15 protein-coding genes are annotated in these 16,526 nt (G+C 67.6%); 7 read left to right on the forward strand and 8 right to left on the reverse strand.

Going from position 1 to position 16,526, the window contains the following annotated elements:
- Positions 1 to 63: 63 nt before the first annotated feature.
- Genes ASE48_RS18035 through pdxH form a run of 3 tightly spaced genes read right to left on the reverse strand, consistent with a single transcriptional unit; the run spans position 64 to position 2,141 of the window.
- Positions 64 to 759, reverse strand: coding sequence for a TetR/AcrR family transcriptional regulator (locus tag ASE48_RS18035; protein ID WP_057168456.1), 696 nt, complete (start codon positions 757 to 759; stop codon positions 64 to 66).
- Positions 752 to 1,441, reverse strand: coding sequence for a TetR/AcrR family transcriptional regulator (locus ASE48_RS18040; RefSeq protein ID WP_162264243.1), 690 nt, complete (start codon positions 1,439 to 1,441; stop codon positions 752 to 754). Before ASE48_RS18040 ends, ASE48_RS18035 begins: the two co-directional genes overlap by 8 nt.
- A gap of 40 nt (positions 1,442 to 1,481) precedes the next feature.
- Positions 1,482 to 2,141, reverse strand: a complete 660-nt coding sequence (gene pdxH / locus ASE48_RS18045; RefSeq protein ID WP_057168622.1) for a pyridoxamine 5'-phosphate oxidase — start codon at positions 2,139 to 2,141, stop codon at positions 1,482 to 1,484.
- A gap of 54 nt (positions 2,142 to 2,195) precedes the next feature.
- Between pdxH and ASE48_RS18050 the strand changes: the two genes are divergently transcribed.
- Complete coding sequence (locus ASE48_RS18050) at positions 2,196 to 3,323, forward strand: citrate synthase 2 (RefSeq protein WP_057168458.1); 1,128 nt, start codon at positions 2,196 to 2,198, stop codon at positions 3,321 to 3,323.
- Positions 3,320 to 3,928, forward strand: coding sequence for a maleylpyruvate isomerase N-terminal domain-containing protein (locus ASE48_RS18055; protein ID WP_057168459.1), 609 nt, complete (start codon positions 3,320 to 3,322; stop codon positions 3,926 to 3,928). The genes ASE48_RS18050 and ASE48_RS18055 overlap by 4 nt, the downstream gene beginning before the upstream one ends.
- On the opposite strand, the gene ASE48_RS18060 is transcribed toward ASE48_RS18055, so the two are convergent.
- Entirely contained in the window at positions 3,859 to 5,262 is a 1,404-nt protein-coding gene (locus ASE48_RS18060) for a cytochrome P450 (RefSeq protein WP_082614263.1), read from the reverse strand. The genes ASE48_RS18055 and ASE48_RS18060 overlap by 70 nt on opposite strands.
- 131 nt (positions 5,263 to 5,393) lie before the next feature.
- Between ASE48_RS18060 and ASE48_RS18065 the strand changes: the two genes are divergently transcribed.
- The gene (locus ASE48_RS18065) at positions 5,394 to 5,846 is read left to right on the forward strand and encodes a VOC family protein (protein ID WP_057168460.1); all 453 of its coding nucleotides are present in this window, start codon (positions 5,394 to 5,396) and stop codon (positions 5,844 to 5,846) included.
- Here the strand turns inward: ASE48_RS18065 and ASE48_RS18070 are convergent.
- A complete protein-coding gene (locus ASE48_RS18070) occupies positions 5,827 to 8,313 on the reverse strand; it encodes a family 1 glycosylhydrolase (protein WP_057168461.1) in 2,487 nt (828 codons plus the stop codon). The genes ASE48_RS18065 and ASE48_RS18070 overlap by 20 nt on opposite strands.
- Positions 8,314 to 8,394: 81 nt before the next feature.
- Between ASE48_RS18070 and ASE48_RS18075 the strand changes: the two genes are divergently transcribed.
- On the forward strand, positions 8,395 to 8,820 hold the full coding sequence (locus tag ASE48_RS18075; RefSeq protein ID WP_057168462.1) for a nuclear transport factor 2 family protein: 426 nt from the start codon (positions 8,395 to 8,397) through the stop codon (positions 8,818 to 8,820).
- On the opposite strand, the gene ASE48_RS18080 is transcribed toward ASE48_RS18075, so the two are convergent.
- Positions 8,817 to 10,463, reverse strand: coding sequence for a 4Fe-4S binding protein (locus tag ASE48_RS18080; RefSeq protein WP_057168463.1), 1,647 nt, complete (start codon positions 10,461 to 10,463; stop codon positions 8,817 to 8,819). The two genes, ASE48_RS18075 and ASE48_RS18080, sit on opposite strands and share 4 nt — an antisense overlap.
- Before the next feature lie 4 nt (positions 10,464 to 10,467).
- A complete protein-coding gene (locus ASE48_RS18085; protein WP_057168464.1) occupies positions 10,468 to 11,499 on the reverse strand; it encodes an AurF N-oxygenase family protein in 1,032 nt (343 codons plus the stop codon).
- A 244-nt stretch (positions 11,500 to 11,743) separates the two neighbouring features.
- Here ASE48_RS18085 and ASE48_RS18090 point away from each other — a divergent pair, with 244 nt between their 5' ends.
- From ASE48_RS18090 to sepH, 3 genes are all read left to right on the forward strand, one after another.
- The gene (locus tag ASE48_RS18090) at positions 11,744 to 12,736 is read left to right on the forward strand and encodes an SPFH domain-containing protein (RefSeq protein ID WP_082614264.1); all 993 of its coding nucleotides are present in this window, start codon (positions 11,744 to 11,746) and stop codon (positions 12,734 to 12,736) included.
- A gap of 28 nt (positions 12,737 to 12,764) precedes the next feature.
- The gene (serC, locus tag ASE48_RS18095; protein WP_057168465.1) at positions 12,765 to 13,871 is read left to right on the forward strand and encodes a phosphoserine transaminase; all 1,107 of its coding nucleotides are present in this window, start codon (positions 12,765 to 12,767) and stop codon (positions 13,869 to 13,871) included.
- 62 nt (positions 13,872 to 13,933) lie between these two features.
- A complete protein-coding gene (gene sepH, locus ASE48_RS18100; RefSeq protein WP_057168466.1) occupies positions 13,934 to 14,875 on the forward strand; it encodes a septation protein SepH in 942 nt (313 codons plus the stop codon).
- 20 nt (positions 14,876 to 14,895) lie between these two features.
- Here sepH and ASE48_RS18105 read toward each other — a convergent pair whose 3' ends face one another.
- Complete coding sequence (locus tag ASE48_RS18105; protein ID WP_057168467.1) at positions 14,896 to 16,416, reverse strand: HNH endonuclease signature motif containing protein; 1,521 nt, start codon at positions 16,414 to 16,416, stop codon at positions 14,896 to 14,898.
- Positions 16,417 to 16,526: the final 110 nt, after the last annotated feature.

Consider the following 16,526-nt stretch of genomic DNA (forward strand, 5'->3'; position numbering starts at 1 on the left):
TTCTCTGGGCGTCGGCATGGGTGAGGCGACCGGAGGCCGTCTCTTGATACTGGACGGTAGTCGCTAACAATCCGGCGCGCTTGCGGGGGGTTCCCCGGCGGGCGGATCGGTCGCCTGCAGGGCCGAGGACCACGGCCGCCACGTCAGGGTCAACGTCTCATAGGCCGCCGAGATGCGCGCAGCAACGATCTCCGGCTCGATGGCCGGGTGGCCGGGTGTGCCCAGCCCCCGGGTGGCGGCGTTCATGAGGGAGGTCCAGACCTCCAGCACCATGTGCACCGCGTCGTGGTCGCGGGGCAGACCCATCCGCTTGGCCACCGCGATGACCGTGGGGAACTGTTCGGCCTGCTGGCGGTACGGGATGTTGGTCACCGCGAGGCTCGCCGAGGAGTTCACGATCCGGATCAGCGCGGCCATCTGGTGAAAGATCGGCGTCGGCCTGCCGTCCCGGCCGGGCTGCACGGCCTTGAGGTGGGCCCGCAGCATCGCCTCGTACTCGTTGATGTCGGTGGGCAGCCGTTCCAGCTCGTCGGCGACGAAGGCGGCGGTGCCCTCGATGATGGCGAAGATCACTGCTTCCTTGGTCGGGAAGTACCGGCTGAAGGTGCGCGGCGACACGTCCGCGGCGGCGGCGATCTGTTCGACGGTGGTGTTGTCGAACCCCTGCCGCTCGCACAGTTCGGCCGCGGTCTGGATCAGCGTGATGCGGGTCCGCAGCTTCTTGCGCTCCCGAAGGCCGCTCGGTGGGCGCTCAGACATTCGCCGGAATATCGTCGCCTGCTGTCTGTTGCCCGGGACTGGCGGCGAAGATCTGACCGGCGAAGCCGGCGACCTGTTCGCACGCTCCGTTGAGACGCTCGATCATCAACAGCGGACCCAGTGGCATCCCGTCGGAGTCCTCCACCAGATCACCGCACGCGGCGATGATGATGGCGGAGAAGACCGAAAGTCCGAGCAATAATTGACGGTCATCCTGTTCGACGCCCATCAACTCGGCCATAGCGGCCAGCACGGCGGGTGATTTGAAATCAAACGCGCTCTGCCGCAGGGCATTTGCGCCATTGATCACGCGCAGGGTGAGCACCACGCGATCACTGGTGAAGCCGCCGATCTGCCCGGCCGCGGACTTGGTGAGCACCGCGATATGGGCGGCCCGCAACGCCTCGATCGGGCCGATACCGCGCGGCAGACGAGCCACCTCGGCGGCGATCTCATGAGAGAGATCCTCCAGCAAGGTGAGGAAGACGGCCTCTTTGGTGGCGAAGTACCGGCTGTAGGTGCGCGGTGAGACTTCGGCCACCGCCGCGATCTGGTCGACGGTCGTCTGCTCGTACCCGTGACGCAGGCACAGTTCCAGCGCCGCGTCGATCAATATCGCCCGGGTGCGTAGCTTTTTTCGTTCGCGCAAACCGAGATCGGTTTCCCTGTTCGCTGCGCCCACCAAGGAATCCTAACCCGACCACCTGAGAGACCGCCGGAGGTTACGGTTGAAGACGTTCCACCGCACCGTCCGCGGGGGTGACCCGAATCCTGTTATGTACGCGGTTTTCCCGGCCCTGCCAGAATTCGACGACCTCGGGGGCGATCAGGTACCCACCCCAATTGGACGGCACCGGAACGGCTTCGACGTCGGCGAACCGGGCCGTGACGTCGGCGAGTTGGCCGAGTAGCGCGGCGCGGGACGCGATCGGCGCGGACTGCCGCGATGCCCACGCGCCAAGCTGTGACCCGCGCGGACGTTTGGACCAGTAGTCGGCGGTCGCCTCCGCCGGTACCCGGATCACCGGGCCGCGTATATGAATCTGACGGCCCAGTCCGTACCAGGGGAAGGTCGCAGAGGCATACGGCCGTATTGCCAACTGCTCCCCCTTGGCGGAGTCGTAGTTCGTATAGAAGGTGATCCCCTCCTCGCCGGCGCTCTTGCACAAGACCGTGCGCGTCACCGGCCTGCCCTGCGCGTCGACGGTGCCGACCACCATCGCGTTGGGCTCGGACAGCCCGGCCGCATGGGCCTCGCCCATCCATCGGTTGAACAACGCCAGCCATCCGTCGGCCACCCAGTCGACGTCGAGATCCGCGCTGCCGTCCTTCTCGACCGACCCGTATTCGGCTCGCATCCGCGCGAGCTGTTCCGGTTCCATTGGCAGAACGGTACGCGCGCGGCGGCGGCTGCGGACGAGTGCGAGAATCGCCATATGACGGAGCTGTCATCGGTGCCGAAGGATTTCGTTCCCGGACTCGCAGGGGTGGTGGCGTTCACCACCGAGATCGCCGAGCCGGACAAGGACGGCGGCGCGCTGCGCTACCGCGGCGTCGACATCGAGGACCTGGTGGACCGCAGAGTCACGTTCGGCGAGGTCTGGGGATTGCTGGTCGACGGCGACTTCGACCACGGGCTGCCACCGGCCGAACCGTTCCCGCTGCCGATCCACTCCGGGGATGTCCGGGTGGACGTCCAGGCCGGGCTGGCCATGCTGGCTCCCATCTGGGGGTACGCGCCGATCCTCGACATCGACGACGCGACCGCCCGCGATCAGCTCGCCCGCGCGTCGGCGATGGCGCTGTCCTATGTGGCCCAATCCGCCCGCGGGATCTATCGGCCCGCCGTCCCGCAGCGCTCCATCGATGAATGCGCCACCGTGACGGCACGTTTCATGACCCGGTGGCAGGGCGACCCGGATCCCCGGCATGTCGAGGCCATCGACGCCTACTGGGTGACCGCCGCCGAGCACGGGATGAACGCCTCGACCTTCACCGCCCGCGTCATCGCCTCCACCGGCGCCGATGTGGCGGCGGCACTGTCCGGCGCGGTCGGCGCGATGAGTGGGCCACTGCACGGTGGCGCGCCGGCCCGGGTGCTGCCGATGCTCGACGAAGCCGAACGCAGCGGTGACGCCCGGGCCGTGGTGAAGGGCATCCTCGATCGCAACGACAAGCTGATGGGCTTCGGCCACCGCGTGTACCGGTCCGAGGACCCCCGGGCCCGGGTGTTGCGCGCGACGGCGCAGCGCCTCGGGGTGCCCCGGTATGAGGTGGCGGCAGCCTTCGAGCAGGCCGCGCTCGCCGAACTGCGCGAGCGACGGCCCGACCGCGCCATCGAGACCAATGTGGAGTTCTGGGCCGCAGTCATCCTGGATTTCGCCCAGGTGCCGCCCAAGATGATGCCCGCCATGTTCACCTGCGGACGGACCGCGGGCTGGTGTGCACACATCCTGGAGCAGAAACGACTGGGCAAGCTGGTGCGCCCGTCGGCCGTGTACGTCGGGCCGGAACCGCGCTCCCCGGAGTCGGTGACCGGTTGGGACCGCATCGCGACATCATGACCGCCTCGGTATTCGCTTCGGCCGCTGCGGCTTTCGCGCGTCTGGTGCGGGCGATACCCGAAACGGCCTGGGACGGTCCGGGCTTGGGCGATTGGGATATGCGCGCGCTCGTCGGGCACACCTCACGCTCACTCATCACCGTCAGCGAGTATCTTCGCACACCGGCCGACCACGAGGACGTAGACGACGCCGTGGCCTATTACGTGTGGGTTCGTGAGTTCACCACATCCGCCGGGGCCGAGGCCATCAACGAACGCGGCCGCCAGGCCGGGCGTGATCTCGGCGACGATCCGGTTGCCACCGTGGACCGCCTCGTCGCCCGGGCACTCGCCGACGTCGAGAATGCCGGCGACCCGGTGATCAGCGTGATCGGCGGGCTGGGCATCCGGCTGTCGCACTACCTGCAGACCCGGGTCTTCGAGCTGACGGTGCACGGCCTGGACATCGCGCGGGCGGCCGGCCTCGAATTCGACCTGCCCACCGATGCCGTGGAGCAGGCCGCGGTGCTGGCCACCCGGGTCGCCGTCCAGCTGGGTCAGGGCGAAGCGGTGCTGACGGCGCTGACCGGCCGATCCGCCCTGCCGCCCGGATACTCGGTGGTCTGAGCGCGCCGCCAGGTGACCGATGCCCAGATCGGTCCGCCCGCCACCATGGTGAACGGTGTGGCCACCGGGAATTCGGGTTCTTCGGAACGTATCTCGGCTCGGCGCACGATGGTGGCCAGCGCCAGTGTGGCCTCCAGCATCGCGAAGTGGTCACCGATGCAGGACCGCGGCCCGGCACCGAAAGGCAGATACTGCCAACGGTTCAGGCGTTTGGCTGCCTCGGGCCGGAACCGGTCCGGGTCGAAGTCCAGGGGCCGGTCCCACAACTGCGGATCCCGGTGCAGCGCATAGATTCCGCACAGCAGCAGCGTGCCCGCCTTGACCCGGTGGCCGTCGACGACCATGTCGCGCATCGCGCGTCGCGCCGTTCCGGGCGCCGGTGGGCACAGCCGCAGTGACTCCTTCAACACCTGGACGGTGTAGCCCAGATCGGCGACATCGTCGGGCGTCAACTCACGGTCCTCCAGTTCGGCCACCTCGGCGCGCACCGTCTCCTGGATCTGCGGGTTGCGACCCAGCTGCCACAGGGCATACGTCAGCGTGGTGGCGGTGGTGTCATGACCGGCGGCGATGAAGACGATGAGTTCATCGCGAATCTCAGCCTCGGTCAACCCTTTTCCGGTCTCCGGGTCCTTCGCCGCCAGCAGTGCACGCACCAGCGGAGCATCCAGTCCGGGGTCGGCCCGGCAGGCGTCCAGCACGTCGGCGGCGAGCTTGCGCAGGGCCGCACTGGCGGCGCGGGCACGCGCGCGGGCCGGTGTCGGCAACCAGTGCGGGCTGCGGATCGGCGACGTCGCGCGATCGGCGACGTAGGTGAGTGCCACCCGCAGCGGTTCGTCGATGAGATCCGCCCGGTGGTCCAGGTCGATGCCCAGCACCGAACGGCCCAGCGCCCGCATCGTCAGGTGCCGGCATTCCACGTCGAGGTCGATGCGTTCGCCCTCTCGCCATGAGTCCACCACCGCATGCGCGGCCTGCGCCATGTGCCCGCCGAAGGTCTGCACATGTTTCTTGGTGAACACCGGCTGCAGGGCGCGACGGCGCGGCAGCCACTCGTCGTGCATGAGATCGAACAGGTTGCCGCCGAGGACATGCCGCATCTCGCTGTGCATCATCGTCTTGTCCACGCAGCTGTCCGGCTGACCGAGCACATCGTGTGCGCCCTGCGGTGAGGTGGCCACCACGATGTCGGGCATCAGCCAGCGCGGAGCGAGTCGCAGCCGGGTCAACGGACCGCCGGTGTCCCGGAAGACCTCGAAGCCGGTGTTGAAGGACCGCAGCGTCTTGACCTGATCGCGGTAGGACATCGGGTTGAGCGGCACCAAGGGGAGCATGTAAGTAGCGTCGCCGCCCGGCCGGACCGGCCATAGCGTAGCCGGCTACCTGCATTCGCCGGTGACGCGATGAGAACCGGAGACTCTTCCGGTCTATAGATCGTCAGTTGCCCGAGATCAGGAGAAACATCATGGCCATCGAAGTCACCCCCGCCGTCATCCCGCACCTCGTCGTCGACGACGGCGCCGGAGCCATCGATTTCTACGTCAAGGCTTTCGGCGCCACCGAACTGGGCCGGATGCCCGGGCCGGACGGCCGCCTGGTGCACGGCGCCGTGCAGATCAACGGATCCACCGTGATGCTGGCCGACGACTTCCCGGAGTACTGCGACGGGCAGTCGGAGAGCCCGAAGTCGCTCGGCGGGACGCCGGTCACCATTCACCTCGTCGTCACCGACGTCGACGCATCGTTCGCCCGAGCCGTCGAGGCCGGCGCCGAGGTGGTGATGGAGGTCGGGGACATGTTCTGGGGTGACCGCTACGGCGTCGTGCGTGACCCGTTCGGCCACAAGTGGTCACTGGGGCAGCCGGTTCGTGAGGTCAGCGACGAGGATCTGCAGAAGGCTATGCAGGAATTCCCGTGACGGCCCCCGGCACATAGAGCTCCAACAAGTCCGTCGGCAGCGCGTTCGCGCCGGTGATCTGGCTGATCGCCGAGATGCTGGCGGGCTTGGGGGTGCGCTCCAGCTCGGGGGTGCTGGGGTCGGAGCCGTACAGGCCGAACTGCAGGTGGTATCCCTCCGACCATTCCAGGTTGTCGACGAAGGACCAGTAGGTGTAGCCGCGGATGTCGGTGCCGTGCGCCAGCAGGTCCTGGACGACCGCGACGTGGTTGACGATGTAGGACGGCCGCTTGGTGTCGTCGTCGTCGGCGACGCCGTTCTCGGTGATCCACAGCGGTTTGCCGTAGGACGCAGCGACTTCCAGCACCTCGCGGAAGCCGCCCGGGTCGATGGGCTGGTTGAAATCGCTGCACGTCTGCGAGGACGGCTCGCACCGGAACGGGATCCCCTGCAGGAAATTGAAGCCCGGCAGCGGCGCGAAACCGAAGCCGCCCATGGGCTGCGTGCCGTAGTACTGCACGCCCAGGAAGTCGACCTTGTCGGCGAAGCCGGGACGGATCTCGTCGGCGGTCTTCTTGCCGTCGAAGTTCGCGTCGATCCAGCCGTCGATGACCGCGTTGGGGAACCACTGGTTGAACACCTTGTTCCAGGCGTCCGCGGCAGCCACGTCCTGCGGGTTCAGCGGATTGGCCGGCCGCGCGGGAACCATGTTGTTGGCGAACCCGACAAAGGCGTCGTCGTCCCATGTGTGGATCGCGTCGTAGGCAGCGACGTGCCCCTTGGCCTCGTTGGTGACGAAGCGGGCGGCCAGATCGGGGCGCAGCACGCCCGGCGGCCAGCTCGGCACCAGCCCGGGAATCGCCAGGAACTCCGTCATCACCGGCGGGAAGGGCTCGTTGAGCGTCACCCAGTTGTCCACCTGGTCGCCGTAGGTCCAGGCCAGGAACGCGGCGTACTTCTCGAACTCGACGGGGGTCTGCTCCGACAGCCAGCCCGCGGCGGGAGCGGGCAGCCCCAGCTGGATGAGCGGGCGTGCGGTGATCGGATCGTGCACCCACAGCGGCAGGGTGAAGTGGTTGACGGTGACCAACGGCTCCAGCCCGTGGGCGCGCAGCGCGTCGAAGACGGCACGGTAGTGCGCCACCTCGACCGGGTTCGCCAATGCCTGCAGGGCCTGCAGATCGGCCAGGCTCACCCCGCCACCCTCGTCCGTGATGTCGATGCCCGCAGTCGAATTCGGGAAGATCCGGCTCCACTCGATGGACATCCGGAAGGTGTTCATGCCGAGTTCTTCCTTGGCCAGCGCGGCGTCGGAGTCGTAGGACACGTAGGTGCCGGGTCCGTTCTCCGGGACGCCGTTGGTCAAGCCGAGCAGCTGGTTGAGCGGGTGGTGCACCCACTTGTACCAATCGGAGTTCGGGTCGATCGGCGATCCGGGACCGCCTTCGGCCTGGAATCCGGCATGCGCGACACCCCAATGGAAATCGTCGGGGAAGGACAGGTCCACACCTTCCACCGGGTCGACGTTCACGGTGATGGTGCGGGCCACCCCGTGCCCGCCGCCGGGGCGGATCAGGTCGCCCAGGATGGGAACGTGCTGCAGGAAACCGAGCGGGCCGTGCCAGTGCACGCCGGCCCGTTGGTCGTCGACCACCACGGTGAAGCTGTCGGTGCCGCCCGTCGCGGCCATGGCGTTCGTCGGCCGGTAGATGAAATCGCCTGTGCTCTGGTCGATCTGAACCACGCCGCCGTTGAGTGGGCGGCCGATCACGGTGTACTTCAGCGGGTCGCCGTCGGGATCGAAGGCGCCGACATTGCCGAGCGCCTGACCGGTGGTGGTCTGCGTCGTCTCACCGGAGTACTCGATCTTCGGTGAGCCGTTGAACAATTCGCGGCGCACCCAGGCCAGCACCGCCCACACCGAGGGCGGGCCGACGGGCCCGGCGGGCAGGCCCGCGGCGAACGGGCTCAGCACCGCGCCGACCAGACTCTTGACCACATTGGCCACGTACCGGACCGCGGTGACCGGGTTGGGCAGGGTCGATGTCCATTTCACCGGAGCGGCCGCCGTGGCCGCCACCGGGGCGACGGCCGCGGCCACCGGCGCCGCGGTCTGCACCTGAGCCCGGGCCGGGGCGCTCGGGATGTCGGACGTGCCGTTGTCCTCGGGTCCGGTGTCGTCGGCGACGTCGGCCTCTTCGTTCTCCGGTACGTCCGGTGTGACGCCGGTCAGGCGCGGCGAGGTCAGTCCGCCGCGCGCGGTGGTCTGCGCCTGCCGGACGGTGCGGGGCGCGACGCGGCGTTCGGGTTTCGTGACCTCGGGCTTCGGCTCGGTCTCCGCCTCGGGTGCGGAGGCCTGCCCCGCGCCTTGTTCAGTGCCCTGTTCGGCGCCCGGCGTCTCGGCCAACGCCAGACCCGGATATCCCAACCCGGTCGCCGACCAGATGCCGACCACCACTGCCACGCCCGCGACCCGACCACTACGCATTCATTTCGTATACACGCTGCGCTGCGGCGATATCCCGGAATTCACATCTCACGTTCCGCACCCGATCGTCGTCTACCGGGTATGACTGCAACCATCGAGACCGGGAATCTGTTGCGCGGGATGTACGCCGCCGAGCGCGACTATCTGGCCGCGGGCGGACCCGGAACGGGCAACTTCGGCATCCTGGCGCCGTTCTTCTCCCCGGACGTCGTCCTTCATCAGGCGCGGGCGCTCCCCTACGGCGGGGTGTGGCGCGGACACCGCGGTATGGAACGGTTCTTCATGGCGATGAGCCGCACCTGGTCCGATTTCGAGATGGTCGAGCAGAAGTTTCTCGCGACGACCGACACCGCCGTGGTCCTCACCCGGGTCGAGGCCCGCGCCCGATCGACCGGACGGAACGTGAGCTTCCCGATCCTGCAGACCCTGCGGATGGTTGACGGACGCATCGCCGAGGTGCGCCCGTTCTACTGGGACACCGCGGCGATCGTCGCCGTCCTGGATTAGCGGCGCAGGCCCGCCAGCAGCCGTTTGTGCGCGGGCGGTCGCGGCGCCGTCGCGGCAGCCGCGAGCATGTCCGCGATATCGACGAACTTGTCCCGCGGACGCTGTCCGCCACCGCGCGCGATCTCGGCGGCGTCGATAGCGCGCCAGCCCGCGGCGTCAACGACCGCGGGCTGGCGGCTTCGGACCAGCTTGTCCAGCGCCGCCGGCTTGTGGGCCGGGTCGCCGAGCTGTCCTCGGTTGTAGTCCTCCACCAGATTGCGCACCGTCTCGGCCGCGCACGACTTGTTGGTGCCGATGAAACCGGTCGGGCCGCGTTTGATCCAGCCCGCCACATACGCACCGGCGGCGTCGAGCACCCGGCCACCGTCATTGGGCACCACCGCCGCCACCTCGTCGAACGGCAGATCGGCAATTGCCTTGCCGCGGTAGCCGATCGAAGTGAGCACCATGCCGGCGTCCAGCGTCCCGGCGTCCGCGAACTCGATACCGGTGATCCGCTCGTCGCCGAGCAGACGCTGTGGGGTGAGCTGGTAGGCCAACCGGATGCGCGGCCGGGTGATCGGCGCGGAGGCGTCGCCCAGCTTGGTCAGGATCTCCAGCTTGTTGCGGGTGAGCCGATCCTCGACGGTGGCGAGATCGGCGACGACCCGCTGATGATCCGCGGCGTCGAGCACCACATCGCAGGTGGAGGTCAGTCCGATCAGCTCGGGCAGCGTGAACGCCGAGAACTCTGGGCCGCGCCGCGCCGCGATCACCACTTCCTGCACCTTCGAGTCCCTCAGCGCGGCAAGCGCGTGATCGGCGATATCCGTGCGCGCCAAGGTATCCGGATCCGAGGTGAGGATGCGCGCCACGTCGAAAGCGACGTTGCCGTTGCCGATGATGACGACCCGCTCGTGGCCGAGGTCCACCGGCAGATCCACGAAATCGGGGTGCCCGTTGAACCAGGCCACCACCTCGGTCGCAGTGGCGCTGCCCGGCAGACCCATGCCCGCGATGTCGAGTCGACGGTCATTGGGCGCGCCGACTGCGTAGAGCACCGCGTGGTGATGTTCCAGCAGATCGGCATGGCTCAGGTGCTTGCCCACTTCGACGTTGAGGAAGGCCGTGAACCCGTCATGCTCGGACACCCGGTCGAAGAGACGCGTGACCCGCTTGGTGCTCTGATGATCGGGCGCCACCCCGGCACGGACCAAACCGTAAGGCGTGGGCAGCTTCTCGAAGACGCTCACCCGGACCCCTCGCTGGGTGAGCAGTTCGTCGGCGGCGTACATCGCCGCGGGCCCCGAGCCGACGATCGCGACCCGCAACGGTCCACCGGGGCGCGGTGACACCATCGGGGCGGGCAGCACGGGGGCCAGTTTGGAGGTCGGCGGCAGCTTGCCTTCCCGCTTCGGATAGAACGCCGCATTGAGTTCGACGAACGGCAGCTGTTTTTCGGTCAGCTTGGTATCCGCGGAGATCGCGCCCACCGGACAGGCGCTGACGCAGGCACCGCAGTCGACGCAGGCATCGGGATCGATGAACAGCATCTCGGCGGTGGCGAAGCCCGGCTCATCCGGTGAGGGATGAATGCAGTTGACCGGACACGCATAGACACAGGACCCGTCGCTGCAACACGACTGGGTGATGACGTGTGGCATGGCCTTACGACGCGACCGACACCAGGTGCTCGCGCTGCGGCTCGCTGCGGTAGCGGGCCGGCGGGCCGTCGATCTTGCAGATCTTCCACACCAGCTTGGCGATCGGGTTCATCAGGCCGGTGTCGTAGCTCAGCATGCGCACATCGGAGAACATGTTGCGCAGGAACATCTGTGACTCGGGAGCCTTGAAGAAGATCTCCTTGCGCACCGAACGCGGGATGTCGAATTCCTTCCAGAACTCGCGCGGGGGCACCACGATCGCCGAACACAGGATGCGCATGGTCAACGGCACGAAGATCGAGAGCATCCAGCGCTGGCGACGGCGCAGGGTCGGCACCCGCTTGTGCAGGTACTGGTGCGCGAACGAGATGTGCCGCGCTTCCTCGGCGACGTGAATCGCCATGACCCGCTCCATGATCGGGTGCAGGGCCTTGCCCTCGCGGAGCACGTTCTTCTGGGTGTGGTCGATGGGCTCCTCGCCGGCGAGTACGCCGAAGAAGAACGGGATCGGGAACGGTCCGGCGGCCAGCGGGATGATCGGCTGCACCCACTTGAGCATCTTGGGCATGCCGGGGACGTCCACGCCCATCCGGTTGACCATCTCCTGGAACATCAGGGTGTGGTTGCACTCTTCGACCGACTCGTGCAGGCAGTACCGGTATTCCGGTGAGCCGTTCGGTACCCAGAACGAGTACTCCATGAGGCCGCGGATCAGGATGTTCTCGAAGTGCAGGCCCACCTTGGCGACGTTGGCCTGGCGCCACATGCCGATTTCGATCTGACGCTCGACCGGCTGCGCCTGGTACCAGGCGTGGCCACCGATCGGGTCGGTGTCCGGAAGGATCCAGCGCTCATCGTTGGGGGTCACGGCGAACTCCGGGGAATCCCACTCGATGTCCTGGTACGGGTTGAAACTGCGCCGCACGGACCCCTCCGACAGCGTTGTCAGCATGTCTGTGTACTGAGCGTCGTCGCGAACTTCCATATTGCGACGCCAACGTCGGATCACACGTGTCTTGGCTTCTTTGACAGCCATTCGGGGGGCCTCCATGCCTACCGTGAGATTTACATTCGGTTGCTCGATGTCTAAGGACAGTACCCGCGGTACCAGATTCTAACCAGGGCCTTTTCCGAGGTGTGGCCCAGCGGCGTTATCCAGGTCACATGTGACTCAGGTCACGCAAGAATGTGGCTCAGTCGGCAAAAGTGACATCTATCTGGCTAAAATCTGGCCGTCACTGTCAGCGACGTCATCGCTGACAGCTCGGAGGCGGGGAGCCATGAACATAAAGAAGCGGTTCGACGCAGGCGCCACCGTCAACAAGACCGGCGGCGGCAAGCGGAAGTTCGTGGTGATCGGACTCGGGATCATCGCCGCCGTGGTCGGTGGCGTGATCCTCTCCAGCTGTGCCACTCAGATAGGCCCGGGTCAGACAGCGATCAAGGTCGACGACTACTTCCTGATCCCCGCCGATCCCAAGGTCGACGGCTGCATCGAGCCGGAGACGTCGGCCTTCAATCCGCCGGGCGGCTTCAAGGCCTACCGCTACCCGTCACGCCAGATCAGCTGGGACGCGACCGGCAGCCCCGATTCCGAAGCAGAACCCACCATCGTGGTCTCCAACGCCTCGGCACCCGCCGAGCTACGGGTGCCCCTCGTCATCACCTTCGACCTGACCAGTGACTGCGACATGCTGATGGACTTCCATCGCGACTTCGGCACCAAGTACCAGGGCTGGCTGGACAACGACGGCCTGGTCACCACCGGCTGGGTGAACCTGCTGCGCTACGTGATCGGCCAGCCCGCCGAGCAGGTGCTGATCAGCGTGGCGCAGAAGTACACCTGGCGCGAGATCTGGAATGACGAGAAGGTCCGCATCGAATTCCAGAACGCCCTGCGCGATGCGCTGCCCGGTGCGTCGCGGGCCCGCACCGACGGCCGGGAGTTCTTCACCAATTTCCAGGTGACGGTCATGAAGCCGGATCCGGTGGACGAGGGCCTCAAGGACGCCATCATCGCCGAGCAGAAGGCCATCGCCGATGCACGCGCAGCCGAGGCCAAGGGCGTGGCCGATGCGAACGCGGCGCGCGCCAAGGCCGAGGCCGACAAGGTCACCGCGCAGGCCCAGACCGAACTGGCCCGCCAGGTCGCGCTGCAGAAACAGGCCGAGATCGCGGGCTATCCCAATGTGGAGGCGTATCTGCGGGCGCTGGCGATCGAGAGCGGGCAGAACCCGTACCAGCCGACCTACGTGGTGCCCCAGGCCGGATGACATCAGCTCGGCCGATAATCTGAACGCCATGGCCGAACTGACGATCCCCGCCGATATCAAGCCCAAAGACGGACGTTTCGGCTGCGGGCCGTCCAAGGTGCGTCCCGAGCAGCTTGCCGCCCTGGCCGCCGCGGGTGACCTGTTCGGCACCTCGCACCGGCAGGCGCCGGTGAAGAACCTGGTCGGCCGGGTGCGCGACGGGCTGCGCCAGCTGTTCGCACTGCCCGATGGCTACGAGGTGATCCTGGGCAACGGTGGATCGACCGCGTTCTGGGATGCCGCGGCGTTCGGGCTGGTGGACAAGAAGTCGCTGCACCTGACCTACGGCGAGTTCAGCTCCAAGTTCGCGTCCTGCGTGGCGAAGAACCCGTTCGTCGGCGATCCGATCATCGTGAAGGCCGACGCCGGCAGTGCCCCCGAACCGGTGTCGGATCCGTCGGTCGACGTGGTCGCGTGGGCCCACAACGAGACGTCCACCGGTGTGGCCGTGCCGGTGCAGCGCCCCGAGGGCGACGCCCTCGTGCTCATCGATGCCACCTCGGCGGCCGGCGGCCTGCCGGTCGACATCCGCGACACCGATGCCTACTACTTCGCGCCGCAGAAGAACTTCGCCAGCGACGGCGGCCTGTGGTTCGCCGCGGTGTCCCCGGCTGCGCTGGCCCGGATCGAGGCCATCGCGGCCACCGATCGCTGGGTGCCCGACTTCCTGTCGCTGCCCATCGCGGTGGAGAACAGCCTGAAGAACCAGACCTACAACACCCCGGCGATCGGCACGCTCATCCTGATGGCCGAGCAGATCGACTGGCTGCTGGCCAACGGCGGGCTGGACTGGGCCGTGAAGCGCACTGCCGATTCCTCGGCGCGGCTGTACTCGTGGGCCGAAACCTCTTCTTTCGCAACGCCGTTCGTGACCGACCCGAAGCTGCGGTCCCAGGTGGTCGGCACCATCGATTTCGCCGAATCGGTGGACGCCGCGGCGGTCGCCAAGGCGCTGCGGGCCAACGGCATCGTCGACACCGAGCCGTACCGGAAGCTGGGCCGCAACCAGCTTCGGGTCGCAATGTTCCCGGCGGTCGATCCCGAGGATGTCAGCGCGTTGACGGCGTGCGTGGATTGGGTTGTCGAACGCCTCTGAGTCCTGCGTGTCTGCACGGTAACGGGCGGATAACAAAGTAGGGTGCGCGGTGGAGGTGCACTATGCGGGAACTCAAGGTCGTCGGGCTCGACGTGGACGGCAAGCGGCTCATCTGCGAGGCCCCCGACTCCGGTGACAATTTCGCCATTCGTGTCGACAACCGTCTGCGGGCCGCCGTGCGCGGCGACAAGGCCACCTCCAATCAAACCGAGATCGAGGTCGAGGTGAGCTCAGGCTTGCGTCCCAAGGAGATCCAGTCCCGCATTCGTGCGGGCGCTTCGGTGGAGCAGGTCGCCGCACTGGCCGGTGAGGACATCGACCGGATCCGGCGGTTCGCCAGCCCGGTGCTGCTGGAGCGTTCCCGCGCGGCCGAGCTGGCCACCGCGGCGCATCCGGTGCTTGCCGACGGCCCGTCGGTACTGACGCTGCTGGAGACGATCACCACCGCCCTGATCTCCCGCGGCCTGGACCCGAGCGCGACCAACTGGGATGCCTGGCGCAATGAGGATGGCCGCTGGACGGTCCAGCTGGCCTGGAAGGCCGGCAAGTCCGATCTGCAGGCCCACTTCCGGTTCACGCCCGGCTCGCATGGCGGCACGGTCGTCGCGTTCGATGACAGTGCGTCCGAGCTGATCGACCCGAGCTTCGCCCGGCCGCTGCGCCCGGTGGCCGCGGTCGCTCAACTCGACTTCGAAGTGGCGCCGGTCGCCGTTCATGCCCCCGTTTACCCGTCCCAGGTCCCGGTCCACCCGTCCCAGGTGGTGCTGCCGCCGCAGGCCCCTGCGCCGGTGGCCGCCGCACCGGTAACCGCCCCGGTCGCTCCCCCGGCCCCGCCATCTCCCGCGCCCGCACCTCAGGCCACTCCCGCTCCGGCTACCGCCGGCGCCGAAGCCGAGGCGGACGAGGAGCCGGCACCGAAGCCGCGCCGCGCCCGTAAGGCCAAGCCGTCTGTCCCCGCGTGGGAAGACGTCCTGCTGGGCGTGCGTTCCGGCACCCAGCGCTGAGCCGCTCTTAGCGCCGCCCTTCAAAAGGGCGGGTCGCTGTTGTTCTCAATGAGTTCTGCTGCGTTGCGCTGCCGCTCGGCTTTGATCCTTTGTGCACGATCCTGCGCGCGGGTGCGTTTTCTGACCGGCATCCTGCTATCGCGGTTGGTGTCGTTGATGAGGGTGATGGCGCGTTTTCGTGGGATGGGGGTCTCGATGTTCCAGTGCGGGAACATGATTGCTGCGCCGGGGGCCTTGGTGTAGGTGTGCCCGGTGGGTGCTGACCATTGGATGCGGCCATCGGGTTTCGCTGCCGGTTCCCAACCACAGAACGTCTTGATCAGATGGTGCAGACGGCACAGTGGTGCCAGGTTGCCCGGGTGGGTGGCCCCGGCGGGCCACGGAGTCAGATGGTCGAGGTCACAGCGGTGCGCGGCCCGGTTGCAGCCCGGGAAGCTGCACGTCATGGCGCGCATCCGGACGAACGCGGTCAGTGCGGTCGAGGGCCGGTATTGGCGTTCGGCCGGCAGATCCGCGCACTCGGAGAGCGGCTTCACTTTGGCGCCGGTCGCGACGAGTTCGGCCAGCATGGCGGCGGGGATGATGGCGCCGTCGAGCATCACCCCGGGGCTGGGATTGCAGGCCGCGGGTGGGGTGTTGGCCGCGGGTTCGGCGCGGGCCGCAGGTTCGGCGGGCTCGTCGGGTTCGGATTCGGCTGCCGGAGTCTGCTGCTCTTTCTCCGGCGCAGTCTCGGTCTCGGCGGGCGCCGTTTCCGGGGTGGCCGCGGTGCCCGGGCTGGTGTGCCGCGGAGACTCTTGACCGGCGGAGGGCACCTGGTCGGTCAGCACATAGATGGTCACTGCGCCCGAGCGCGGATCTTTCCCGCCGCCCTCACAACCAGCACCCCCACACGCGCACGCCAGCCGCTCCAGTTGCGGACCCACCGCACCCAACGCGGCCAACGCCGCAGCACGCAGCTCGCCCCGCGCACGGGGATCATTCGGGCAGACGGTGTCGGCCAGGTCGTTGAGGCGCTGTTCGAGGATCTTCTTGTCGGTGACACGCAGCCGACCCCAGAACGAGGACACCCCATTGGGGTCGTCCTTGTCGTCGAACTCCACGTGAAGATCTTTCGCGTTGCGCTTGGAGCGCACGACGGCTTCGGGGTCGAATTTCTCCACCCACAGATCGATCGCGCCGATCAACTGTTTCTCCGAATGCGCCCCGTACTCGCCCGCTTCGCCGGCGATGGCGGTATCGATCAGCACGAGCGCGTCGTCGTCGACGACCTGGTGGGTGCGCCAGGTGATCGCATCGATCACCGCCATCGAGATCGCACCCTTCCCAAATAGTGCGGCGGTGCGGGGCAGCCGGTCGCGTAGGGCCTGGGCGATGCGCATCTGCTTGGACGCCGCGTGGGTGTTCAGATTGCAAGCCGCCGCCACCGCGGCCTGAGCCCACGCCCAACCATCGATGACCTGATGGGCGATCACGTCGTCCTCGTCATCGCACTGGCGGGCCACCACCTCACCGATGAACGCCAACCGCGCCGCGGCAGCCATCGCCTCCAGCAGTCACCGCCGAGATGAGCGCCTCATCGCTCAACCCGGCGAGTGCGGCCCGATCCAAGACTTCGAACATACGTGCGAGTGTAATGAAGGGGTACGACAAG

This window comes from Mycobacterium sp. Root265 (genome assembly GCF_001428895.1).
Lineage (GTDB): Bacteria > Actinomycetota > Actinomycetes > Mycobacteriales > Mycobacteriaceae > Mycobacterium.